This is a genomic window from Vibrio fortis (assembly GCF_024347475.1).
GTDB classification, from domain to species: domain Bacteria; phylum Pseudomonadota; class Gammaproteobacteria; order Enterobacterales; family Vibrionaceae; genus Vibrio; species Vibrio fortis.
This window is the reverse complement of sequence record NZ_AP025487.1, coordinates 809,439-832,306: the sequence shown is the minus strand read 5'-3', so window position 1 is coordinate 832,306 and position 22,868 is coordinate 809,439. Positions and strand designations below refer to the sequence as shown.

At 45.3% G+C, this 22,868-nt stretch carries 18 protein-coding genes, 20 tRNA genes and 1 pseudogene; 30 read left to right on the top strand and 9 right to left on the bottom strand.

What is annotated here, in order from left to right; all coding sequences use genetic code 11:
* Positions 1-13: 13 nt before the first annotated feature.
* Positions 14-944: pseudogene (gene rluF / locus OCV50_RS03750) on the top strand (23S rRNA pseudouridine(2604) synthase RluF); the annotation flags it as partial.
* Between the two features lie 278 nt (positions 945-1,222).
* On the opposite strand, the gene ybaK reads toward rluF, so the two are convergent.
* The 8 genes from ybaK to hemA form a co-directional block, all read right to left on the bottom strand.
* On the bottom strand, positions 1,223-1,696 hold the full coding sequence (ybaK, locus tag OCV50_RS03745) for a Cys-tRNA(Pro) deacylase (protein WP_261903730.1): 474 nt from the start codon (positions 1,694-1,696) through the stop codon (positions 1,223-1,225).
* Between the two features lie 101 nt (positions 1,697-1,797).
* Complete coding sequence (gene ushA / locus OCV50_RS03740) at positions 1,798-3,459, bottom strand: bifunctional UDP-sugar hydrolase/5'-nucleotidase UshA (protein ID WP_239843027.1); 1,662 nt, start codon at positions 3,457-3,459, stop codon at positions 1,798-1,800.
* Positions 3,460-3,918: 459 nt separating this feature from the next.
* The gene (gene kdsA, locus OCV50_RS03735) at positions 3,919-4,770 is read right to left on the bottom strand and encodes a 3-deoxy-8-phosphooctulonate synthase (RefSeq protein WP_261903729.1); all 852 of its coding nucleotides are present in this window, start codon (positions 4,768-4,770) and stop codon (positions 3,919-3,921) included.
* A gap of 25 nt (positions 4,771-4,795) precedes the next feature.
* A complete protein-coding gene (locus tag OCV50_RS03730) occupies positions 4,796-5,605 on the bottom strand; it encodes a SirB1 family protein (protein ID WP_261903728.1) in 810 nt (269 codons plus the stop codon).
* A gap of 48 nt (positions 5,606-5,653) precedes the next feature.
* On the bottom strand, positions 5,654-6,037 hold the full coding sequence (locus OCV50_RS03725; protein ID WP_239843024.1) for a SirB2 family protein: 384 nt from the start codon (positions 6,035-6,037) through the stop codon (positions 5,654-5,656).
* Positions 6,038-6,083: 46 nt separating this feature from the next.
* Positions 6,084-6,938: a peptide chain release factor N(5)-glutamine methyltransferase gene (gene prmC / locus OCV50_RS03720; RefSeq protein ID WP_261903727.1), complete on the bottom strand. Its 855-nt coding sequence runs from the start codon at positions 6,936-6,938 to the stop codon at positions 6,084-6,086.
* Positions 6,939-6,943: 5 nt separating this feature from the next.
* On the bottom strand, positions 6,944-8,032 hold the full coding sequence (gene prfA, locus OCV50_RS03715) for a peptide chain release factor 1 (RefSeq protein ID WP_032550070.1): 1,089 nt from the start codon (positions 8,030-8,032) through the stop codon (positions 6,944-6,946).
* 29 nt (positions 8,033-8,061) lie between these two features.
* Complete coding sequence (gene hemA / locus OCV50_RS03710) at positions 8,062-9,321, bottom strand: glutamyl-tRNA reductase (RefSeq protein ID WP_032550069.1); 1,260 nt, start codon at positions 9,319-9,321, stop codon at positions 8,062-8,064.
* Positions 9,322-9,482: 161 nt separating this feature from the next.
* Here hemA and lolB point away from each other — a divergent pair, with 161 nt between their 5' ends.
* The 26 genes from lolB (at position 9,483) to OCV50_RS03580 (ending at position 18,080) form a co-directional block, all read left to right on the top strand.
* Complete coding sequence (gene lolB, locus OCV50_RS03705; protein WP_261903726.1) at positions 9,483-10,127, top strand: lipoprotein insertase outer membrane protein LolB; 645 nt, start codon at positions 9,483-9,485, stop codon at positions 10,125-10,127.
* The gene (gene ispE / locus OCV50_RS03700; RefSeq protein WP_261903725.1) at positions 10,124-10,999 is read left to right on the top strand and encodes a 4-(cytidine 5'-diphospho)-2-C-methyl-D-erythritol kinase; all 876 of its coding nucleotides are present in this window, start codon (positions 10,124-10,126) and stop codon (positions 10,997-10,999) included. Before lolB ends, ispE begins: the two co-directional genes overlap by 4 nt.
* Positions 11,000-11,027: 28 nt before the next feature.
* Positions 11,028-11,972, top strand: coding sequence for a ribose-phosphate pyrophosphokinase (locus tag OCV50_RS03695; protein ID WP_032550066.1), 945 nt, complete (start codon positions 11,028-11,030; stop codon positions 11,970-11,972).
* 200 nt (positions 11,973-12,172) lie between these two features.
* Positions 12,173-12,763, top strand: a complete 591-nt coding sequence (pth, locus tag OCV50_RS03690) for an aminoacyl-tRNA hydrolase (protein WP_239843020.1) — start codon at positions 12,173-12,175, stop codon at positions 12,761-12,763.
* Positions 12,764-12,773: 10 nt separating this feature from the next.
* Positions 12,774-13,865, top strand: coding sequence for a redox-regulated ATPase YchF (gene ychF / locus OCV50_RS03685; RefSeq protein ID WP_255231260.1), 1,092 nt, complete (start codon positions 12,774-12,776; stop codon positions 13,863-13,865).
* Positions 13,866-14,148: 283 nt separating this feature from the next.
* Positions 14,149-14,225, top strand: a tRNA-Met gene (locus OCV50_RS03680).
* 47 nt (positions 14,226-14,272) lie between these two features.
* Positions 14,273-14,357: transfer RNA gene (locus tag OCV50_RS03675), tRNA-Leu, on the top strand.
* A gap of 29 nt (positions 14,358-14,386) precedes the next feature.
* Positions 14,387-14,461: transfer RNA gene (locus OCV50_RS03670), tRNA-Gln, on the top strand.
* Between the two features lie 77 nt (positions 14,462-14,538).
* A tRNA-Met gene (locus OCV50_RS03665) sits at positions 14,539-14,615 on the top strand.
* A gap of 70 nt (positions 14,616-14,685) precedes the next feature.
* Positions 14,686-14,770 (top strand) — tRNA-Leu (locus OCV50_RS03660).
* Between the two features lie 53 nt (positions 14,771-14,823).
* Positions 14,824-14,898 (top strand) — tRNA-Gln (locus OCV50_RS03655).
* 72 nt (positions 14,899-14,970) lie between these two features.
* Positions 14,971-15,055, top strand: a tRNA-Leu gene (locus OCV50_RS03650).
* Positions 15,056-15,108: 53 nt separating this feature from the next.
* Positions 15,109-15,183, top strand: a tRNA-Gln gene (locus OCV50_RS03645).
* Positions 15,184-15,236: 53 nt separating this feature from the next.
* Positions 15,237-15,321 (top strand) — tRNA-Leu (locus OCV50_RS03640).
* Positions 15,322-15,374: 53 nt separating this feature from the next.
* Positions 15,375-15,449: transfer RNA gene (locus OCV50_RS03635), tRNA-Gln, on the top strand.
* A 53-nt stretch (positions 15,450-15,502) separates the two neighbouring features.
* Positions 15,503-15,587, top strand: a tRNA-Leu gene (locus tag OCV50_RS03630).
* A gap of 53 nt (positions 15,588-15,640) precedes the next feature.
* Positions 15,641-15,715, top strand: a tRNA-Gln gene (locus OCV50_RS03625).
* 53 nt (positions 15,716-15,768) lie between these two features.
* Positions 15,769-15,853 (top strand) — tRNA-Leu (locus OCV50_RS03620).
* A 45-nt stretch (positions 15,854-15,898) separates the two neighbouring features.
* A tRNA-Met gene (locus OCV50_RS03615) sits at positions 15,899-15,975 on the top strand.
* 71 nt (positions 15,976-16,046) lie between these two features.
* Positions 16,047-16,131, top strand: a tRNA-Leu gene (locus tag OCV50_RS03610).
* 53 nt (positions 16,132-16,184) lie between these two features.
* Positions 16,185-16,259 (top strand) — tRNA-Gln (locus tag OCV50_RS03605).
* 72 nt (positions 16,260-16,331) lie between these two features.
* Positions 16,332-16,416: transfer RNA gene (locus tag OCV50_RS03600), tRNA-Leu, on the top strand.
* Positions 16,417-16,461: 45 nt separating this feature from the next.
* Positions 16,462-16,538: transfer RNA gene (locus OCV50_RS03595), tRNA-Met, on the top strand.
* A gap of 71 nt (positions 16,539-16,609) precedes the next feature.
* Positions 16,610-16,694: transfer RNA gene (locus OCV50_RS03590), tRNA-Leu, on the top strand.
* Between the two features lie 100 nt (positions 16,695-16,794).
* Positions 16,795-16,879, top strand: a tRNA-Leu gene (locus tag OCV50_RS03585).
* A 154-nt stretch (positions 16,880-17,033) separates the two neighbouring features.
* Entirely contained in the window at positions 17,034-18,080 is a 1,047-nt protein-coding gene (locus tag OCV50_RS03580) for a lactonase family protein (protein WP_261903724.1), read from the top strand.
* A 67-nt stretch (positions 18,081-18,147) separates the two neighbouring features.
* On the opposite strand, the gene OCV50_RS03575 is transcribed toward OCV50_RS03580, so the two are convergent.
* Positions 18,148-19,323: a 2-octaprenyl-3-methyl-6-methoxy-1,4-benzoquinol hydroxylase gene (locus OCV50_RS03575; protein ID WP_261903723.1), complete on the bottom strand. Its 1,176-nt coding sequence runs from the start codon at positions 19,321-19,323 to the stop codon at positions 18,148-18,150.
* A 335-nt stretch (positions 19,324-19,658) separates the two neighbouring features.
* Here OCV50_RS03575 and miaB point away from each other — a divergent pair, with 335 nt between their 5' ends.
* The 3 genes from miaB (at position 19,659) to ybeY (ending at position 22,831) form a co-directional block, all read left to right on the top strand.
* Positions 19,659-21,083, top strand: coding sequence for a tRNA (N6-isopentenyl adenosine(37)-C2)-methylthiotransferase MiaB (gene miaB, locus OCV50_RS03570; RefSeq protein WP_239842448.1), 1,425 nt, complete (start codon positions 19,659-19,661; stop codon positions 21,081-21,083).
* 164 nt (positions 21,084-21,247) lie between these two features.
* Positions 21,248-22,369: a PhoH family protein gene (locus OCV50_RS03565; RefSeq protein WP_239842447.1), complete on the top strand. Its 1,122-nt coding sequence runs from the start codon at positions 21,248-21,250 to the stop codon at positions 22,367-22,369.
* Entirely contained in the window at positions 22,370-22,831 is a 462-nt protein-coding gene (ybeY, locus tag OCV50_RS03560; protein ID WP_261903722.1) for an rRNA maturation RNase YbeY, read from the top strand. It abuts the gene before it with no gap.
* Positions 22,832-22,868: the final 37 nt, after the last annotated feature.

Genomic DNA, 22,868 nt, shown 5'->3' with positions numbered 1-22,868 from the left:
CTAAGAGAAAATCATGTCACAAGAACCCCAAGCGAAACGTCTCAATAAATACATCAGTGAAACTGGCTTCTGCTCTCGTCGTGAAGCTGACAAGCTGATTGATGCTGGCCGTGTCACCATTAATGGTAAAACACCAGAAATGGGCACAAAAGTCCTCCCTGGTGATGACGTAGAGATTGATGGCAAACCTGTTCGCTCGAAAGAGAAGCCTATCTATATCGCTCTAAATAAGCCAACCGGTATCACTTGTACTACCGAGCGCGATATTCCAGGGAACATTGTTGACTTTGTTGGTCACCATAAACGTATTTTCCCAATTGGTCGCCTTGATAAACCTTCAGACGGTTTGATTTTCCTGACCAACGACGGCGATATCGTCAACAAGATCCTTCGTGCAGGCAACAACCACGAGAAAGAGTACGTGGTTCGCGTTGATAAACCAATCACAGGCGAGTTCTTGAAGAAAATGGCATCAGGCGTGCCGATTCTAGACACTGTTACTCTGCCATGTAAAGTGGAAAAAGAGACCAAATTCTCTTTTCGTATCACCTTAACCCAAGGCTTGAACCGCCAGATTCGTCGTATGTGTGAAGCATTAGGTTATGAGGTATTCAAGCTACGTCGTGTGCGTATCATGAACATCTCATTGGATGGTATTCCAAATGGCAAATGGCGTTACCTAAGTGATGACGAGATCTCAGAAATCTTAGCAATGTGTGAAGGTTCTGTTAGCACAGAAGAAGCCTCAAAGCTGAATGCTAAAGGTCAACGCATTCGTAAAGCAACCGATGCAAAACTGTTTGATAGCCGAGAAGAGAACCAAGGCTCTAGAGCTCGCCGTAATCAGAAAGAGAACCGTCCACGTACCTTCAAAGGCAACAATGCCGATGAGTTCCGTCATGCGCCAAACTCTAAGCGCGGCAAACGTCCATCGAATGGTGACGACCAGCAACGTGGTGAGCGTCAACGTACGAATCGCCAAGAACACTCGAGCAATCAACAGCGCTCAGACAACCAAAAGCGCAATGACAACCGTGGCAAAGCACCTTCTCGCCCTCATGGCAAACCGACAGCGGCTCGTACTCAAGACTCAAACCGAGCACCAAAAAAACGTGTTGGCGGTACATTAAGCCTCAAGAAGTAGCTTTTAATATACTGAATTAATAAAAATGCCCACTAACTAGTGGGCATTTTTGTATTCGAAGAGAATATAGTGAACAGACTAGAGGCACAAATCGACAAATTGAGCCCGAGTCAGTTTGGCAAGGTCGCTTGGGGCTAACTCAATTTCCAAACCTCGTTTACCCGCACTGACACAGATGGTTTCTTGCGGCTCAGCACTAGAGTGAATAAAGGTCGGCAACGCCTTTTTTTGACCAAGAGGGCTAATACCACCAACCACATACCCCGTCGTCTTCTGAGCAATATCCGGGTTGGCCATCTCGGCTTTTTTGCCTTTTGCTGCTTTCGCTGCCAGTTTCAGGTTCAACTTTTGGTCCACCGGGATCACTGCAACAGCCAGGTCTTTCGCCACACCATTCAGACAGAAAAGCAGTGTTTTAAAGACTTTCTTCGGGTCTTGTCCCAACGCTTCCACCGCCTCTAACCCATAACTGTCGTGGCTTGGATCGTGATCATATTGGTGGATGGTGTGAGTGACTTTTTTCTTCTTTGCTAGGTTGATGGCCGGTGTCATGGTTTTTCCAAATATCAGATAAACAAAAAGCGATGCAGAAGCACCGCTTTAGTTAAAGTTATCAGGCTCTAAGAGTCAATCTAAACTCTCTATTTACCTAATTATTTGTAAACCATTTCACCAGATGGTGCGTATGCGTTTACGTCTACTGGGCTGTTCGCTTCTAGGTACTCTTTTAGTACTTCAGCATCAACAAAACCAGTGTTTACGTAACCTGGGTGACCCGTTAGTTTAGGGTAACCGTCACCGCCCGCCGCGTTAAAGCTTGGTACAGTGAAGCGGTACGTTTCGTCTAGACGAAGCTGCTTACCACCAATGAATACGTTGGACACTTTGCCGTTTTCTACTGTCATTGAGATACCAGCGAATTGAGCGTAAGCACCAGAGTCGATTGGTTTCGTTGCAACAACATTTAGGTAATCCAGTACTTCAGCACCTGTCATGTCAGTGTAAGTTAGGATGTTTGCAAATGGTTGAACCGTTAGTACGTCTTTGTACGTTACTTCACCCGCTTCGATAGAATCACGAACACCACCAGAGTTCATCACAGCGAAGTCAGCTTTAGCGCGCTCCATGTGAGAGGTTGCGATCAGACGGCCAAGGTTTGTTTGTTGGAAACGAACAACGTTACGGTCACCTTCAAGCTTGCCATTTGTTTCAGCAATCTTAACTTCAAGCTGAGCTTGGCCCTGCTCTTGGAATGGACGTAGGAACTCTAGTAGTTCTGGATCTTGAGCAATCTCATCTTGGATAAGAACACGTTGTTTCTTACCGTCGATCTTAACCTTCTTCTTAAGGTTAACTGGGATTAGATCGTAGCTTACCATCTCTAGCTCGCCGTTACGGAATTCGTAATCAGCACGGCCTACGTATTTACCCCACTCGTGAGCTTGAACAATGTAAGTACCGTTTTGTACGTCTGGCTTACACTCATCACCTGGCTTGAAGTTTTTCTTCGCCACGTTCGGGCCTTCCATACATACAGGCTCTTGAGAGTGACCACCAACGATCATGTCTAGGTCGCCTTCGTTTAGGTAGCGAGCTAGTGCAACGTCACCCGGTGCGTTAACGCCGCGCTGACCATTTTCGTAGTGACCCATGTGAGTTACTGCGAAGATAAGATCCGGCTTTTCTGTTTCCTTCAGTTCAGCGATAAGTGCTTTCGCTTCTTCTTTAGGGTCACGGAAGTCGATACCAGCAATAAACTCTGGGTTACCGATCTTAGCGGTATCTTCTGTTGTTAGACCGATAACAGCAATCTTGATGCCTTGTTTTTCAAACATCTCGTAAGCTTGGAACTTGCGCTCACCTGTAGCTTTGTCGTAGATGTTTGCAGATAGCATAGGGAAGTTAGCCCAATCAATCTGCTTAGCTAGCACATCTAGAGAGTTATCAAACTCGTGGTTACCTAGTGCCATTGCATCGTAACCGATCTTGTTCATGCCTTTGAAATCTGGCTCAGCATCTTGTAGGTCTGACTCTGGAACACCAGTGTTGATGTCACCACCAGATAGAAGCAGCACGCTACCACCTTCTGCACGAATCTCTTCACGAAGCTCGTCGATCAGAGTCTTACGAGCGGCCATGCCGTACTCACCGTATTTATTCTGCCAGAAGCGACCGTGGTGGTCGTTGGTGTGCAGAACAGTTAGCTTGTAAGTTTTATCGTTTTCCCACTCTTGAGCTGGTTGAGATGCACAACCGGCAAGAGTTGCTAGGATCGCAGCACTTAGTGCTGTCTTTAGAATAAGGCGTTGCTTCATTGTCATACCTTTGAACTTTTAGGGGAATCCACTGCTTTAAAATCATCCAGATTAAACGGACGCTTGTTTGGCAAACGTCGTTAAAGGATAGTAAAACTTGAAGTAGTTTAAATTAAGAAGGTAAACCTAACAGAGTGATTTCATATTTATGTAGGATAGATCACCTTAATCAGCTATCGACTGTGTAACAAACAAACAAAGTTGCATTTCAGTCAATAAGTGATCACAAGCAAACGTTTTCATGCGTTTTCGGACCATTTGTGATATTGATTAACCAATCAACAATTAAAGGTAACTTAAAATCAAATTTACAATGGTTATCAACTACTTATTGTTATAATATAACATCTATAAGTACGCCTAATAATGATCAGCTGTGGCTCTAGCCTCTGCAAAAATACAAATAACAGACATAAAAAAAGCTGGCCTAATGCCAGCTTTATTACTTAACGATAACGACTATTTGATGTCGATATGTTCAAAGCCTTTAATCAAATCATCAAGTGCTTTCATTTGTGCCAAGAACGGCTCTAGCTTATCCAAAGGAAGTGCTGATGGGCCATCACAGCGCGCTTGATCTGGATTCGGGTGCGCCTCAATAAATAGACCAGCAATACCTGTCGCAAGGCCCGCTTTTGCAAGTTCTACTGTCTGCTCACGACGACCACCTGATGCCGCACCTGAAGGGTCACGCATTTGTAGTGAGTGAGTTACGTCAAAAATGATTGGGCTGCCGTTTGATGCTTTTTTCATTACACCAAAGCCAAGCATGTCTACAACTAGGTTGTCGTAACCCATGCACGAACCACGCTCACAAAGGATGATGTTGTCGTTGCCACACTCAGCAAACTTATCAACGATGTTGCCAACTTGGCCTGGGCTCATGAACTGAGGTTTTTTCACGTTGATTACAGCGCCGGTCTTAGCCATCGCTTCAACAAGGTCAGTTTGACGAGCTAGGAAAGCAGGAAGCTGAATCACATCGACTACGTCTGCTACTGGCTGTGCTTGCGCTTCAGTATGAACATCAGTGATAATTTTCACGCCGAACGTGTCTTTCAGCTCTTGGAAAATCTTAAGACCCTCTTCCATACCAGGACCACGGTACGAGTGTACAGAGCTGCGGTTTGCTTTATCAAAAGACGCCTTAAATACGTAAGGGATACCTAGCTTCTCAGTCACTTTAACGTAGTGTTCACAGATCTGCATCGCCAGATCGCGAGACTCAAGAACATTCATACCCGCGAATAGCGTAAATGGCTTGTCGTTTGCAATTGGCATATCGCCAATGTGAACTGTTTTCTGTTCCATCATATTCTCTCTAGATAATTATTAATTAGTGAACCACAACGACTTTTTCGTTCATCGCATTCACTTGAGATTTAAGTAACTCAGACGCAGGGTCATCTGGGCATTGGTCAATAAAATACTGATAGTCGGTCGCAGCGATTTGGTGGCAATCAAGTTGCTGATAAATAAAGCCACGATCGCGAATCTCGTACGGATCATCGGGTACGAAAGTCAGAGCTAAATCGGTACACTTCAGTGCAAGAGTATAGCGCTCTTCTCGCAGCAATGCGCTTTTCAACAACGCTAACCACTTGCCGATAATCGTTGGGTGATCAGCCACTTCAAGATGTTCGCTCTTCACTTCAGCAAGCGGGCCATCATGGCCAATCAACCAAGCACGCAGGGTTTGTTGCCCAACATACTCGCCATTATATGGGTTAATGTAAACTGGCGTCTGGCCGTACCAAGTCACCTTGAGTAGAAACTGCGTCGGGAAAGAGACACCATCAACAGGGAAACCTAACTTACGACCTAGGTACAAAAAGATAGCACCTAAGCTAACTGGCACGCCCTTTTTGCGCTCTAACACCTTATCAATAAAGGCATTATCTGAAGAGAAATACGCATCTTTATCTCCAGCAAAACCCCACTCGTAGAAGAATAAGCGGATGAAAGATTCAAACTTTTGCTGTTCGTCCGTCTCATGCACCAATGCTTGCTCAGCATCTTCCAACAGTCGAGCCAGCTCTAGCTCTGCCCACTTGTCTTGAGTCTCAGGGTTTACCGCTTTATTTAAGATCAAAGCACCTTCCACCAGCTCTAGCTGGTCAAAGTCTTCGTCAAAAAATTCGTACATAGATAATTAACCGAAATACTAAGATAACTTACCGAAATAAGGTGATTATTAGCCAAAAAATGTTGGTGTCTTGGTCATGGCAATCTTACCTGCCATCGCCAACCAACCTAACGCGCCGAAAAATGAAAATGTTCTAAGTAGCTTGTTTTTACCAAACTTAAGCGCAAAGAAACCCAATGCGATGTAAGCCATAACACAAGTCAGTTTCTCTGTTAGCCACGGCGCTGCTGGAGTAAATGGAATGAAACCCGTAATCAAGATCAGACCAATACCAGATAGAAGCAGTAGTGAGTCGTTAATGTGCGGGAAGCGCTGCAGGAATGGATGCTTCAGCATTGGCGAGTTTGCCATCATAAGTGCATAGCGAACCGACAGTAGCAGAGCACTAAGCCCAACCGTCAATAGGTGAAAATGTTTTAAACCTTCGTACATGATATCCCTTTAATTTCTCTAATTGGCGTTTTATCAAACACCGACACTAAGGTAGATAGCGCCCCAATGTGACTCTATCATTACCGCCATAGTCTTTTTCTGTCATGACGTCTAAATAACCCAAGGCCTGCATGATCTCGCGAACCGCATCTCCTTGATCGTAACCATGCTCAAATGCCAACCAACCATCAGCTTCTAGATAATGGCGAGCCTTATCAGCAATGTGCTTGATGTCAGCTAACCCTTTCTCTTCGGCAACCAGCGCTGTAATAGGCTCGAAACGCACATCCCCTTGAGAGAGATGCGGATCATCTTTCTCGATATAAGGTGGATTCGACACTATCAATGAAAAACGACTGTGTTCAGGTAACGGCTCAAACCAACTGCCATTTAAAAACGTAGTGTTGGTGATATTAAGACGTGCTGCATTCTCAGTGGCAAGTTGCTGTGCTTCAGGTCGTAGATCAATCCCCGTTACACGACGATTCGGCATTTCAGAAGCCAGAGCTAAGGCAATGGCTCCTGTCCCCGTACCTAAATCTAGGATCTCACCTGTCTTACCGAATGTTTTATCCAACGCGACTTCAACCAAACGCTCAGTGTCAGGTCGAGGAATCAAAGTTGAAGGAGAAACTTTCAATGGTAGTGACCAAAACTCTCGCTCGCCGACGATATACGCGACCGGTTCTCCAGTGAGTCTGCGTGTTAGCAGTTCATTGAAATGCTGTTCTTGTTCGAGAGTCAGATGTTTTTCTGGCCAGGTAAGAAGGTAGGAGCGAGGTTTATCAAGCGTGTGGCAAAGCAGCACAGCGGCATCAATAGAGGGCGATGTATTCTCGCCCTCTTGAAGCTGTACGATTGCTGCTTTTAATGCACTTTCAACCGTATAGGCAGATTGCATAGGTTTTAGTTGTTCTCAGCTAGCGCAGCAAGTTGGTCAGCTTGGTGCTCTTGAAGTACTGGGTCAACTAGGCTTTGTAGGTCGCCTTCTAGCACTTCGTTCAGACGGTAAAGTGTTAGGTTGATACGGTGATCAGATACGCGGCCTTGTGGGTAGTTGTAAGTACGGATACGGTCACTACGGTCACCCGAGCCTAGAAGGTTACGACGTGTATCTGACACTTCAGCAGCACGACGCTCTTCTTCCGCTTGAACAATACGCGCAGCAAGAACTGCCATCGCTTTCGCTTTGTTTTTATGCTGAGAACGCTCGTCCTGACACTCTACTACTGTACCGGTTGGCAAGTGAGTAATACGGATTGCAGAATCCGTGGTGTTAACGTGCTGACCACCCGCGCCTGATGCACGGAATGTATCGATTTTCAGGTCTGCCGCTTTAATTTCTGGAAGATCCGCTTCTGGGATTTCAGGCATAACAGCAACAGTACATGCAGACGTGTGAACACGACCTTGAGATTCAGTTTCTGGTACACGTTGAACACGGTGACCGCCCGACTCAAATTTCATCACGCCGTAAACGCCTTCGCCGCTTACTTTTGCGATCATCTCTTTATAGCCGCCTTGCTCAGAGTCATTGCTGCTCATCACTTCAACGCGCCAGCCTTTCTTCTCTGCAAACTTAGAGTACATACGGAACAAGTTACCCGCGAAGATACCCGCTTCGTCACCGCCAGCACCAGCACGGATCTCTAGGAAACAGTTACGCTCATCGTTTGGATCTTTTGGCAGAAGTAGAATTTGAAGCTCATCAGTCAGGCGTTCTATCGCCTCTTTCGCTTCTTTAATCTCTTCCTGCGCCATTTCGCGCATCTCTTCGTCGTCTTCTTGCGCCATATCTTCAGCAGCTTCTAGATCGTCTTGCGCTTGCTGGTACGCTTGGAAGCACTTAGTCACTTCTTCTAACTGAGAGTACTCTTTAGATAGTGCACGGAATTTGTTTTGATCACCGATCACATCTGGATCACCAAGCAGGTGTTGAACTTCTTCGTAGCGTTCAACAAGTGTTTCAAGCTTTACTAGAATCGAGGCTTTCATATTCGTCTTATCTTTTTGGAGGTCTAAATTTATTGAGGGTCTTCTAAGCCCAAACTCTGTCTAATGACCGTTAATTTCGCAGGTTCTCCTTGCTCAGCTGCACTTTGTAGTGCGCGTGTTGGAGCATGGATCAATTTATTGGTGAGCTTATTACTCAGCTCAAGCAAGACTTTCTCAGGATCACCGCCCGCAGCCAGTGATTGTAAACTCTTGCTTAGTAATTCTTCTCTGATTTCATTCGCCGACTTTCGATACTCGCGAATACTATCAACCGCTTGCAAAGAGCGCATCCAACTCATGAATGCCGCACTCTCTTCACTTACAATGGCTTCCGCTTGAATCGCTTCCACTTTACGCTGTTCAATGTTGCCATCAACAATCGATTGTAAGTCATCGACCGTGTAGAGGTAAGCATCGTTAAGATCGCCCACTTCCGCTTCGACATCACGTGGTACTGCGATATCAACTAGCAGCATAGGTTGATGTTTTCTCTGTTTCAGAGCGGTCTCAACCATACCCTTACCGATAATCGGTAGAGGACTCGCCGTTGAACTGATCACGATATCCGCTTTATTAAGGTGGTCTGGGATCTCATTCAAGCTGATCACTTCAGCCCCAAACTCTTCTGCTAGCCCTAAAGCTCGTTCACGAGTTCGGTTAGCCACGATCATTTTAGTACAGCCATTAGCCGACAGGTGTTTTGCAACCAATTCGATGGTTTCACCAGCACCCACTAATAACACCGTTGAATCTTCAATCGATTCGAAGATGTGTTTCGCCAATGTACAGGCTGCATACGCGACAGAAACTGCGCTACCGCCAATTTCGGTTTCGGTACGAACACGCTTAGCAACAGAGAAAGACTTTTGGAACAGTTTCTCCATCGATGCGTCAACGGCTTTTTGTTCACGCGAATCAGAATACGCTTGTTTTACCTGTCCGAGAATTTGAGGCTCACCCAACACCAAGGAGTCCAAGCCACATGCCACACGCATTAGGTGTTTAATCGCCGCTTGCTCTTCATGGATATAAAGGCTGGGTTTTAGCTCTTCTGGGCTAACATCATGAAAAACTGATAACCATTCGATCAGCTTATTCTTAGCTGCACTTTTAACGTCGCAATACACTTCTGTTCGGTTACAAGTGGACAGTATGACACTTCCATTCACGTGTGCATTTGCGTTAAGTTGCCTTAGTGCATCAGATAATTTATCTGGACCAAACGCTACTTTTTCTCGCAATTCAACCGACGCTGTATTGTGATTGATACCTACGGCAAGCAAAGACATGTATCAGAAGTTCTCGATCAGGGTTTAAAAACAGGATGCCGAATTTTACTTGATGCATGGCTCTATTTAAAGGGCAAGCAGGATTTGTTTTCCTGAGTTCGTGAATTCAATGCTATAGTTGAAGCGTTTTTTCGATAATATTGAACAAGTTGTGAGCAAGCATGGATAAATTTCGTAAAATTGCCTCTCTGATTTTTTTCTGTCTGGTGGTAGCAGGTTGTGCTTCAGTACCAGAACAACCGACCAGTGTAGAGTGGCAAGCACACCAACAACAACTGCAAGAGATCCAATATTATCAAGCGACTGGCAAGCTCGCATATATCTCTCCTGAAGAGCGCCAAAGCCTTAACTTTTTATGGAAGCACTCTCCAAACTTCAGCCAATTACGACTGACGACTTTCCTTGGACAAACCGCACTGAATCTCACCGTTAATGAGTATGGCGCTAAAGTTGTCACTTATGATGACCAAGTGTTTACCCACCGAAGTGCCTCTAAACTGGTTAAACAGTTAACAGGGTTGACGATCCCCGTTGATCATCTACCACAATGGCTACTTGGTAATCCCGATGAAGCCGATACTTATCTATTAAACGCCAGCAATACCGTAGAAGCACTTTCTAAACAGATTGATGGCAAGGCTTGGCAACTTAACTTTGACCGCTACCGCGATATCACACTAAGCCAAAATAGTGATGGCCAAAGCAATACAGTTGAAAAGGTACTGCCTCTTCCAACGCGCCTCTCATTTAAACAAGATGAAAATAAGATCAACATTGTGGTCTCTAAATGGACACTCGATAAATGATTTCGACACAAACTCACTGGCCATCACCGGCTAAGCTGAACCTTTTTCTCTATATTACTGGTCGTCGTGATAACGGTTACCACGAATTACAAACACTGTTTCAGTTTATCGATTTTGGCGATGAACTGAGTATCACGGCACATCAACGCTCAAACCAAATCACTATTTCTCCCCAGATACCAGGGGTTGCTACTGAAGATAACCTGATCTGGAAAGCCGCGACCGCGCTTCAACAATACGCCAACACCGCTTTCGGTGCCGACATTGAACTAAAGAAAGTTCTGCCTATGGGCGGCGGTATTGGCGGTGGATCATCGAATGCCGCAACCGTGTTAGTCGCATTGAACTACCTGTGGCAGCTCAACCTATCTGATGACCAATTAGCTGAGATAGGCTTAAAGTTAGGTGCGGACGTTCCTGTATTCGTTCGTGGCTTCTCTGCTTTTGCTGAGGGCGTAGGTGAGCAGTTGCACCCTGCTAACCCAGAAGAGAGGTGGTATTTGGTGGTTAAGCCTCAAGTGAGCATTGCAACCGCAGATATATTCACTCATCCAAATTTAACCAGAAATACGCCGAAGCGAGAGCTAGCAACGCTTCTAGAGCAAGAATACGTAAACGATTGCGAAAAAATTGTACGAATGCTGTACCCAGAGGTTGATAAGCAACTTTCATGGCTGCTACAATATGCGCCGTCGAGATTGACCGGCACCGGTTCCTGCGTTTTTGCTGAATTTTCGAGCAAAAACGAAGCAGAATCTGTACTGGCAAAACTGCCTGACACCGCCTCAGCATTTATTGCTAAAGGTCGAAATCTTTCACCTTTAAAAGAGGCGCTGGCTGAACACCAATCAGCCCACCCACAATCTATTTAAAACTGGACGCAACCCTGAGGTTTCCACCGTGCCTGATATGAAGCTATTTGCTGGTAACGCAACACCTGAACTAGCCCAACGTATTGCTGACCGTCTATACATCTCTCTTGGCGATGCTACTGTAGACCGTTTTTCTGACGGCGAAGTCGCTGTACAAATCAACGAAAATGTTCGTGGTAGTGATGTATTCCTAATTCAATCTACTTGTGCACCAACCAATGACAACCTAATGGAATTGGTGGTAATGATTGACGCAATGCGCCGTGCTTCTGCTGGCCGTATTACTGCTGTAATCCCTTACTTCGGTTATGCCCGTCAAGATCGTCGTGTACGTTCTGCTCGTGTGCCAATTACTGCAAAAGTTGTTGCAGATTTCCTTTCTAACGTTGGCGTTGACCGCGTTCTAACTATCGACCTACACGCTGAGCAAATCCAAGGCTTCTTCGATGTACCAGTTGATAACATCTTCGGTACTCCAGTTCTTCTAGAAGACATGGCTAACCGTGGCCTAGAAAACCCAGTAGTGGTTTCTCCAGACCTAGGTGGCGTTGTACGTGCTCGTGCAACAGCTAAAGCGCTGGGTGACGTAGACATCGCTATCGTTGATAAGCGTCGTCCACGTGCTAACGTTTCTGAAGTAATGAACCTAATCGGCGATGTTGAAGGTCGTGACTGTGTGATCGTTGATGACATGATCGACACTGGTGGCACACTATGTAAAGCAGCTGAAGCGCTAAAAGAGCGCGGTGCTAAGCGTGTATTCGCTTACGCAACTCACGCTGTATTCTCTGGTGGTGCTGCAGACAACATCAAGAACTCTGTTCTAGACCAAGTTATCGTTACTGACTCTATCTCACTATCTCCTGAGATGGCAGCAACAGGTAAAGTAACAACTCTTAGCCTATCTCGCATGCTTGCTGAAGCGATTCGTCGTATCAGCAACGAAGAGTCAATCTCTGCGATGTTTAACTAAGACTCACTACTCTAGTCATAGAGTAAGGCGTTTAAAAGGCACTTCCAACGAAGTGCTTTTTTTATACCTAAACAATATTGCGCTACGGTTAGTGTCATGAATAGGGTCGGCAAAAAGGACAAGTTGTCCACTGCTCGCACCTTTTTCATAATTTGTGATATCATACGGCGCTTTTTGAAATCCCGAGAGAGATCCATACCTTGAGCCAACAAATAAAACTTCTCGTTGGACTGGCAAATCCAGGTCCAGAATACGCCAAGACTCGCCACAATGCGGGTGCATGGGTAGTTGAAGAATTAGCACGCGTACACAATGTTACGCTAAAGAATGAAGCAAAGTTCTTTGGTTTAACTGGACGCATTATGGTTCACGGTGAAGATCTTCGCTTGTTGATCCCAACAACTTACATGAACTTGTCCGGTAAAGCCGTTGCGGCAATGGCGAAGTTCTATCAAATCAAACCAGAAGAGATCATGGTTGCGCACGACGAACTCGATCTTCCTCCTGGCATTGGTAAGTTCAAAAAGGGTGGCGGCCATGGCGGTCACAATGGACTCAAAGACATCATCAGCAAGCAGGGTAACAATAAAGAATTCTACCGTCTTCGTTTAGGCATTGGCCATCCGGGACACAAAGATAAAGTTGCAGGTTATGTATTAGGCAAAGCTCCGCAAAAAGAGCAAGAGTGTATTGATGCCGTTGTTGACGAATCAGTACGCAGCCTAGACATCTTATTAAAAGATGGCCTATCAAAAGCACAAAATCGCTTACATACGTTCAAAGCAGAATAAGGTTTATATCATGGGTTTTAAATGTGGCATCGTTGGTCTACCAAACGTTGGTAAGTCAACTCTGTTTAATGCACTAACTAAAGCAGGTATCGAGGCAGCAAACTTCCCGTTTTGTACCATCGAACCAAACACAGGTATCGTTCCAGTACCTGATCTACGTCTAGATGCATTAGCGAAAATTGTTAATCCGCAGAAGATCCTTCCAACAACGATGGAATTCGTTGATATCGCTGGCCTAGTTGCTGGTGCATCTAAAGGTGAAGGTCTGGGTAACAAATTCCTAGCAAACATCCGTGAAACTGACGCAATTGGTCACGTAGTTCGCTGTTTTGAAAACGAAAACATCGTTCACGTTTCAGGTAAAGTATCACCTATCGACGATATCGAAGTGATCAACCTTGAACTTGCACTGGCTGACCTAGACAGCTGTGAGCGTGCAATTCAACGTAACACTAAGAAAGCAAAAGGCGGTGACAAAGACGCTAAGTTCGAAATCACTGTTCTTGAAAAGCTACTACCAGTTCTTACTGAAGGTGGTATGGCACGTACCGTTGAGCTATCAAAAGAAGAAGCGGCAGCAATCGGCTACCTAAACTTCCTAACACTTAAGCCAACAATGTACATTGCGAACGTAAACGAAGACGGTTTCGAAGATAACCCGTACCTAGATGCAGTTCGTGAATACGCAGAAAAAGAGAACAACGTTGTTGTTGCTGTTTGTGCGGCTATCGAATCAGAGCTATCTGAACTTGAAGACGAAGATCGTGAAGAGTTCCTAGCGGACATGGGTATCGAGGAACCAGGTCTAAACCGCGTTATCCGTTCTGGCTACGAACTACTTACTCTGCAAACTTACTTCACTGCAGGTGTTAAAGAAGTTCGCGCTTGGACTATCCCTGTTGGTGCAACTGCGCCACAAGCTGCGGGTAAGATCCATACTGACTTCGAAAAAGGCTTCATCCGTGCAGAAGTTGTTGGTTACGACCACTTCATCGAGTTTAACGGTGAGAGCGGTGCAAAAGACGCAGGTAAATGGCGTCTAGAAGGTAAAGACTACATCGTTAAAGATGGCGATGTTGTTCACTTCCGCTTCAACGTATAAGTTTTATTAGCAACTTATTGCCAGAGGCCAGTGCTCTCACTGGCCTTTTTTGTTTTCTTTATTCAATGATTTCCATTCATCTCAAAATTAACTGCACCAAAATATCGGGTTTCAACCCCATTTTTTGATCACAAATACGCCTCTTTGTCTAAAAAGAAATCGAACAGGCATTTATTCGTGATTTATTTAAAAAAAAAGTTGACGGGTTTCACTCAACTACGCATAATGCGCCCCGTTCCCAACGAAGCAACAACGCTTCAAAAGGGAATGACAATTTGGAAATGGCTACTTAGCTCAGTTGGTTAGAGCACATCACTCATAATGATGGGGTCGCAGGTTCAAATCCCGCAGTAGCCACCATTTCCTAAACGCTTTTCTCTCTATGAGTTAGAGTATTTAGGAAATATGCGGAAGTGGCGGAATTGGTAGACGCACCAGATTTAGGTTCTGGCGCCGCAAGGTGTGAGAGTTCAAGTCTCTCCTTCCGCACCATATTTGAGATATCTTTTGATATCAATTGTTGGGCTATCGCCAAGCGGTAAGGCACCGGCTTTTGATGCCGGCATTCCCTGGTTCGAATCCAGGTAGCCCAGCCACAAATTAAAGTGCAATTATCTGTAAAAAGGTAATAGCATTGAAAGCGAGTTTAGTTTATATTGTCTCGCTCTCAGATGGCTACTTAGCTCAGTTGGTTAGAGCACATCACTCATAATGATGGGGTCGCAGGTTCAAATCCCGCAGTAGCCACCATTCTTTCACTAGAATGAAAAATACAACGTTAGAGAGATTCACCAATCATCTCTCTAACTAAAAAATTGATGCGGAAGTGGCGGAATTGGTAGACGCACCAGATTTAGGTTCTGGCGCCGCAAGGTGTGAGAGTTCAAGTCTCTCCTTCCGCACCATTATTCTTCTTCAGAAATGAAGAGCGTGTGATTGACACATAAAACAATCCAGTTGGGCTATCGCCAAGCGGTAAGGCACCGGCTTTTGATGCCGGCATTCCCTGGTTCGAATCCAGGTAGCCCAGCCACTAATACAACGTTATTGAGGTTCACCAATCATCTCCTTAACTACATTATTTGCTAGAAAATAAACTAGCGATGCGGAAGTGGCGGAATTGGTAGACGCACCAGATTTAGGTTCTGGCGCCGCAAGGTGTGAGAGTTCAAGTCTCTCCTTCCGCACCATTATTCTTCTTCAGAAATGAAGAGCGTGTGATTGACACATAAAACAATCCAGTTGGGCTATCGCCAAGCGGTAAGGCACCGGCTTTTGATGCCGGCATTCCCTGGTTCGAATCCAGGTAGCCCAGCCACTAATACAACGTTATTGAGATTCACCAATCATCTCTCTAACTAAAAAATTGATGCGGAAGTGGCGGAATTGGTAGACGCACCAGATTTAGGTTCTGGCGCCGCAAGGTGTGAGAGTTCAAGTCTCTCCTTCCGCACCATTATTCTTCTTCAGAAATGAAGAGCGTGTGATTGACACATAAAACAATCCAGTTGGGCTATCGCCAAGCGGTAAGGCACCGGCTTTTGATGCCGGCATTCCCTGGTTCGAATCCAGGTAGCCCAGCCACTAATACAACGTTATTGAGATTCACCAATCATCTCTCTAACTAAAAAATTGATGCGGAAGTGGCGGAATTGGTAGACGCACCAGATTTAGGTTCTGGCGCCGCAAGGTGTGAGAGTTCAAGTCTCTCCTTCCGCACCATTATTCTTCTTCAGAAATGAAGAGCGTGTGATTGACACATAAAACAATCCAGTTGGGCTATCGCCAAGCGGTAAGGCACCGGCTTTTGATGCCGGCATTCCCTGGTTCGAATCCAGGTAGCCCAGCCACTAATACAACGTTATTGAGATTCACCAATCATCTCTCTAACTAAAAAATTGATGCGGAAGTGGCGGAATTGGTAGACGCACCAGATTTAGGTTCTGGCGCCGCAAGGTGTGAGAGTTCAAGTCTCTCCTTCCGCACCATTATTCTTCTTTGGAAACAAAGAGATCTCGAAAGAGAAACAAGTTGGCTACTTAGCTCAGTTGGTTAGAGCACATCACTCATAATGATGGGGTCGCAGGTTCAAATCCCGCAGTAGCCACCATTCTTTCATTAGAATGAAAAATACAACGTGATACTGATTTTACCAATTATCGGTATGACTACAGAATTGATGCGGAAGTGGCGGAATTGGTAGACGCACCAGATTTAGGTTCTGGCGCCGCAAGGTGTGAGAGTTCAAGTCTCTCCTTCCGCACCATTATTCTTCTTCGGAAACGAAGAGCGTGTGATTGACACATAAAACAATCCAGTTGGGCTATCGCCAAGCGGTAAGGCACCGGCTTTTGATGCCGGCATTCCCTGGTTCGAATCCAGGTAGCCCAGCCACTAATACAACGTTATTGAGATTCACCAATCATCTCCTTAACTACATTATTTGCTAGAAAATAAACTAGCGATGCGGAAGTGGCGGAATTGGTAGACGCACCAGATTTAGGTTCTGGCGCCGCAAGGTGTGAGAGTTCAAGTCTCTCCTTCCGCACCATTATTCTTCTTTGGAAACAAAGAGATCTCGAAAGAGAAACAAGTTGGCTACTTAGCTCAGTTGGTTAGAGCACATCACTCATAATGATGGGGTCGCAGGTTCAAATCCCGCAGTAGCCACCATTCTTTCATTAGAATGAAAAATACAACGTGATACTGATTTTACCAATTATCGGTATGACTACAGAATTGATGCGGAAGTGGCGGAATTGGTAGACGCACCAGATTTAGGTTCTGGCGCCGCAAGGTGTGAGAGTTCAAGTCTCTCCTTCCGCACCATTATTCTTCTTCGGAAACGAAGTGTGTGTGATTGACACGTGAAACAATCAAATACAACGTTATTGAGATCTACCAATCATCTCCTTAACTACAAATTGATGCGGAAGTGGCGGAATTGGTAGACGCACCAGATTTAGGTTCTGGCGCCGCAAGGTGTGAGAGTTCAAGTCTCTCCTTCCGCACCATCATTAGAGACCCAGCTTTTTAGCTGGGTTTTCTTTTATCTGAAATATACAAATCTGCTAACCACATCACCAAGTATTTCCCCTAGATTCAGCACTTAGTTAACTTTTTATAAGACAATGTCAGCTCCACTTTTACATCGAGTATGACAGCGCTATGAGAACTCTCCCTTTAACCATCGGTTGCTACACAGAAGATCCAAATGGAAGCCAAGGTGTATATCAAACTCAGTTAGATCTGGAAACAGGTAAGCTGAACCCTCCACAACTGATCGCAAAGTGCATTAACCCCTCTTTTGTTGTCTCTACAAAGCTGGGCATCTATACCGCATCTGAAATCGACCAACAGTCCCAACCTCAGCTATTTCATGTCTCAGAGACAGGTTCAAACGTTCCATCTAATTCCGCCTCAATCTCTGGCGATCACCCTTGTCACATTTCGATAGATCCTAGCCATAAGTTTGCCATCACCTCCCAGTACTCTTCAGGCACATTCGATATCTTCAGTTTGAACATCAATGGCAATATCGATAGAAAAGTCAAAACCCTTAAAATGTCAGGCTCAGGCCCTAATCAGGATAGACAGACTGGACCACACGCTCATCAGTGCCTATTTTTAACGCAATCACCACAATTTGTTACCGTTGATCTTGGCGCCGATCGCATTAACTTCTACTGCTTCGATGAAGAACAAGAAGACTTTCTAGAAGAACCAATGCAGTCTATTGAAGTTCCTGCGGGCAATGGACCTCGTCATATGGTTTTCAATAAGGCTGAAGACAAAGCCTATGTTGTCTGTGAGCTATCTGAAACGATTCTAATGCTAGAGAAGACAGTTGGACGGTGGCATATTGTTGAGGAGATCGATGCGCTTCCTAATGCAGAAAAAGGAGAAGCGGCAGCGGCGATCAAGCTATCGCCAGATGAGGAATATCTTTATGTCTCTTGCCGACATCAATCAAAGATCAGTCACTTCAAACTCGATCCTATAACTTACAAGCCAGCTTTTATTGATAGTTATGAGACACAAGGGAGTTTCCCTCGTGATTTTCATATCACCAATGATGGAGAGTGGCTAATCGCTGCAAACCAGCACTCCAATAATATCACCTCTTTTAAGCGCAACCCGCTAGATGGGTCTTTAACCTACAGCGGACACGCGTTACAAGTAGGCTCGCCCGTTTGTATTACAGAGCAACTATAAAGTTACGTGCATAAAAAAGGAGAGCACTGTGGCTCTCCTCTACTTTTCAGCTCTACGAGACTTTAAACTACAGCCCCAAAGCATACTTCAATACTTGGTTTTTAATTGGTCCAGAGTTCTCTGCTAGCTTTAATGCTGCATTACGAACAAACTTAAGTGGGCCAAGGTCGTTGCTGAACGTTTTGTAGAAGAAGTCCATGCCGCTCTGCATGATAAGGTTATCCCCTCTTCTTTTTACCTCATAGCTTCTTGCGACAGCATCCGTTAATTCACCCTGCTCCTTGGTTAGGTTGATTAGAGCGGCCACGTCTTTAAAACCGAGATTCACACCTTGCCCAGCCAGAGGGTTAATTGTGTGCGCTGAATCTCCAACCAAGATACACTTATTTTGAGCGTAGCTTTGTGCATGTCGGCGAGTCAGTGGGAAAGAACCCGATTGAAGCACCTTAATATCCCCCAACTCCGCAGGAAAATGACTTAACACTTCAGCACGCAGTTTCTCAGGACTCATAGCAGACAACTGCTTAATGCGTGATGGTTTGTCGTACCATACCAGAGAGCCTTGCCCCACTTCCTTGCCCTCTTCTGTAAGCGACGCTAGAGGTAAAAATGAACGAGGACCACTTGGTAGAAACTGTTGCCAAGTAATGTCTTGCTGAGGAAGTTCGGTCTCAACATTAATCAACATGCAGTGCTGACGATAATCCCAAGCCGTGATACCTATTCCAGCTTGCTGGCGAACAGCCGAATTCGCACCGTCTGCACCAACAACCCATTTGGTTGATAAGCACAAGCCAGACTGCAGCACAACTGTGTTCGTTTCACCGAGCTCAATGGTGTCTAGCTTCTCTGGGCAAAGCAGTTCAAGATTGTCATAACGTTCAAACTGTGCCCATAACCCAAGTTGGATAAGGCGGTTTTCTACGATATAGCCCAGTCGAGGTAATTCTAAAGATGCAGCATCAAATCGCGTGCGACACTCTGGGTGCTCCCAAGTTTCCAAGCGCTTGTACGTGCAAACTCGCATATTCTCGATCGCATCCCACGCACCCAGCGAATCCAACAGATCCACAGAGGCTTGAGAGATCGCAGAGACACGAATATCCATAGGCTGTGTTTTTTCGAAAGCTTGCGGAGCAAATCCCTCGATCACCGCGACACGCATGCCTTGCTGCGCAAATCCGATAGCGGTTGCTGCACCAACCATACCACCGCCGACTACCACAATATCGTAACTGTTCATATTTTGTACTTATCAGTTTGATTCAATGACTGTTTTTGATTGTACGTTTTCACAACTTACTTGTAACCAAAAACCTTAATCTCAAAATGGACAATCCCTTGCTGCGTATAGTGTTTCTCGAAATAACCAACAATCTTAACGAGAATAAAAACCACTACATAAGAGATTTTGCTAGACCACTAGTCAGTCGGTTTTGAAACCAGTACAATACGCCGCTTGCTGTTAGGGTAGCGCTATTTTAGCCATATTTAGAAGCTATAATAGAGACCGTAACCGCGGATTAACACTGGGCGATTTGCTCCCTTAAATTAAACTAACGATCGAGCGAACAAAACATGAGTAAGAAACTGCTAATTAAAACTTGGGGCTGCCAGATGAATGAATACGATTCATCAAAAATGGCTGACCTGCTAAATGCCGCAAATGGCTATGAGCTAACAGAAGTACCTGAGGAAGCAGATGTACTACTACTGAATACCTGTTCTATCCGCGAAAAAGCGCAAGAGAAAGTATTCCACCAGCTTGGTCGTTGGAAAACACTAAAAGATAAAAAAGACGGTGTTGTGATCGGTGTGGGTGGCTGTGTAGCGACTCAAGAAGGTGATCACATCCGTGAACGTGCGCCATACGTAGATGTTATCTTTGGCCCACAAACACTGCACCGTCTACCAGAGATGATCAAACAATCTCTAAGCGATGAAGCACCAGTAATGGACATCTCTTTCCCTGAGATTGAGAAGTTTGACCGTCTACCTGAGCCTCGCGCTGAAGGTGCAACAGCATTCGTTTCTATCATGGAAGGCTGTTCTAAGTACTGTACTTACTGTGTTGTACCTTACACTCGTGGTGAAGAAGTAAGCCGTCCAATGGATGACGTACTATTCGAAATCGCACAACTTGCAGAGCAAGGTGTACGTGAAGTAAACCTACTAGGCCAAAACGTTAACGCTTACCGTGGTCCAACGCACGAAGGTGACATCTGTTCATTCGCTGAACTGCTTCGTCTTGTTGCATCAATTGATGGTATCGACCGTATTCGTTTCACAACAAGCCACCCACTTGAGTTTACTGACGACATCATCGCTGTATACGAAGATACACCTGAACTTGTAAGCTTCCTGCACCTACCTGTACAAAGTGGTAGTGACCGCATCCTAACGATGATGAAGCGTCCTCACACAGCGATTGAATACAAGTCGATCATTCGTAAGCTACGTAAAGCGCGTCCTGATATTCAAATCAGTTCGGACTTCATCGTTGGTTTCCCTGGTGAAACCGCAATGGATCATGAAGCGACAATGAAGCTAATCAAAGACGTTGATTTCGATATGAGCTTCAGCTTCATCTTCTCTCCTCGTCCAGGTACGCCAGCGGCCGATTACCCTTGTGATGTGCCAGAACAAGAGAAGAAAGAGCGTCTATACGAACTGCAACAAGTTGTGAATTCTCAAGCTATGCGTTACTCACGCCTAATGCTTGATACAGAGCAACGCGTTCTTGTTGAAGGTCCGTCTAAGAAGAACCTAATGGAGCTTCGTGCACGTACCGAGAACAACCGTGTTGTTAACTTCGAAGGCAGTGCAGACCTTATCGGTCAATTCGTTGATGTGAAGATCACAGACGTATTTGCTAACTCTCTACGTGGCGAACTGGTTCGTACAGAAAAAGACATGGACCTACGCACTATCATCTCTCCAACTCAGATGATGGCGAAAACAAAACACGAAGATGAGCTAGGTGTAGCAACATTTACGCCATAAGCGAAACATCTAAGTTCAGCACAAAGCTGAACAGCAAAGCTTGAAATTACCTAACTAAGTGACCATCTTAGAAATAGGGAAATCGCCATTAGAAGCCCGGTCTCAATCGGGCTTCTTGCTCTTTTTTTATTGAAAAGAGTGGTGGCACAAAATGAGAGGCTAATTTGAGCAATAAAATCGTTACCCTAGAGATCAATCTAGAACCTGCAGATAACCGTCGCCTTGCAAGCCTATGTGGCCCATTCGATGACAATATCAAACACCTTGAGCGCCGTTTAGGTGTCGAGATCAACTACCGCAGCAACTTTTTCACTATCGTAGGCAAGCCTCACACGGCTGCAGCAGCGCTTGAAATCGTTAAGCGCCTTTATGTAGAGTCTGCTCCGGTGAAAGGTAATATCCCAGACATCGAACCTGAGCAAATCCACTTAGCTATCAAAGAGTCTGGTGTTCTAGAACAAACGACTGAGTCAAGTATTGAGCACGGCAAAGAAGTGTTCATCAAGACTAAGAAAGGCGTCATAAAGCCGCGCACACCAAACCAAGCACAGTACCTAATGAACATGGTTACTCATGACATTAGCTTTGGTATTGGTCCTGCTGGTACTGGTAAAACTTACCTAGCAGTGGCAGCAGCAGTAGACGCACTGGAGCGTCAAGAAATTCGTCGTATTCTACTAACGCGTCCAGCGGTTGAAGCCGGTGAAAAGCTTGGTTTCCTTCCTGGCGACTTAAGTCAGAAAGTCGACCCTTACTTGCGCCCTCTTTATGATGCCCTGTTTGAGATGCTGGGCTTTGAGCGTGTTGAAAAGCTGATTGAACGCAACGTGATTGAAGTTGCACCGCTTGCGTACATGCGTGGCCGTACGCTAAACGATGCCTTCATCATTCTTGATGAGAGCCAGAACACCACTGTTGAACAGATGAAGATGTTCCTAACTCGTATTGGCTTCAACTCGCGCGCGGTCATCACCGGTGATATCACCCAAATCGATTTACCTCGCGGCGCGAAATCTGGCCTACGCCATGCAACAGAAGTACTAAGTGAAGTCGATGACATCAGCTTTAACTTCTTCATGTCTGAAGACGTGGTTCGTCACCCAGTTGTTGCTCGTATCGTTAATGCGTATGAGAAATGGGAAGCGAAAGACCAAAAAGAGCGCAAAGAATTTGAACGTCGTAAGCGTGAAGAGCGTGAGGCCAAACTACTCGAAGCTCAACAGCCAGCTGAGAAACAATTAGCAACACAAAATAGCTCTGTCGTTTCAGAACAAGGTGATAAATAGATGTCTATTGAACTAGACCTGCAATTAGCAGTCGAAGATGAACAAGGCTTACCGACTGAGCAAGATATTCAGCAGTGGTTGGACAAAACCATTCCTCAATTCCAAGAGAATGCGGAGCTGACTATTCGTATCGTTGATACGAAAGAGAGCCACCAGCTGAATCATGAGTATCGCGGAAAAGACAAGCCAACTAATGTGTTGTCTTTCCCGTTCGAGGCGCCTCCGGGCATTGAGCTTGATCTTTTAGGTGATCTCATCATTTGCCGCCAAGTGGTAGAAAAAGAAGCAGAAGAGCAAAACAAGCCTCTGTTAGCACACTGGGCTCATATGGTTGTACATGGCAGTCTGCATCTGCTAGGTTATGATCATATCGAAGATGATGAAGCTGAAGAGATGGAGTCACTCGAGACAGAAATCATGCAAGCTATGGGTTACGAAGACCCTTACATCCTAGAAAAGTAAACCGCTTCTAGGAAAATAGGTTGCAGAGAAACAACAA

Bases quoted from the DNA above. Each gene is read 5' to 3' on its own strand.
- ybaK (WP_261903730.1), bottom strand. From the start codon at position 1,696: ATGACACCGGCCATCAACCTAGCAAAGAAGAAAAAAGTCACTCACACC.
- ushA (WP_239843027.1), bottom strand. From the start codon at position 3,459: ATGAAGCAACGCCTTATTCTAAAGACAGCACTAAGTGCTGCGATCCTA.
- kdsA (WP_261903729.1), bottom strand. From the start codon at position 4,770: ATGGAACAGAAAACAGTTCACATTGGCGATATGCCAATTGCAAACGAC.
- OCV50_RS03730 (WP_261903728.1), bottom strand. From the start codon at position 5,605: ATGTACGAATTTTTTGACGAAGACTTTGACCAGCTAGAGCTGGTGGAA.
- OCV50_RS03725 (WP_239843024.1), bottom strand. From the start codon at position 6,037: ATGTACGAAGGTTTAAAACATTTTCACCTATTGACGGTTGGGCTTAGT.
- prmC (WP_261903727.1), bottom strand. From the start codon at position 6,938: ATGCAATCTGCCTATACGGTTGAAAGTGCATTAAAAGCAGCAATCGTA.
- prfA (WP_032550070.1), bottom strand. From the start codon at position 8,032: ATGAAAGCCTCGATTCTAGTAAAGCTTGAAACACTTGTTGAACGCTAC.
- hemA (WP_032550069.1), bottom strand. From the start codon at position 9,321: ATGTCTTTGCTTGCCGTAGGTATCAATCACAATACAGCGTCGGTTGAA.
- lolB (WP_261903726.1), top strand. From the start codon at position 9,483: ATGGATAAATTTCGTAAAATTGCCTCTCTGATTTTTTTCTGTCTGGTG.
- ispE (WP_261903725.1), top strand. From the start codon at position 10,124: ATGATTTCGACACAAACTCACTGGCCATCACCGGCTAAGCTGAACCTT.
- ychF (WP_255231260.1), top strand. From the start codon at position 12,774: ATGGGTTTTAAATGTGGCATCGTTGGTCTACCAAACGTTGGTAAGTCA.
- OCV50_RS03580 (WP_261903724.1), top strand. From the start codon at position 17,034: ATGAGAACTCTCCCTTTAACCATCGGTTGCTACACAGAAGATCCAAAT.
- OCV50_RS03575 (WP_261903723.1), bottom strand. From the start codon at position 19,323: ATGAACAGTTACGATATTGTGGTAGTCGGCGGTGGTATGGTTGGTGCA.
- miaB (WP_239842448.1), top strand. From the start codon at position 19,659: ATGAGTAAGAAACTGCTAATTAAAACTTGGGGCTGCCAGATGAATGAA.
- ybeY (WP_261903722.1), top strand. From the start codon at position 22,370: ATGTCTATTGAACTAGACCTGCAATTAGCAGTCGAAGATGAACAAGGC.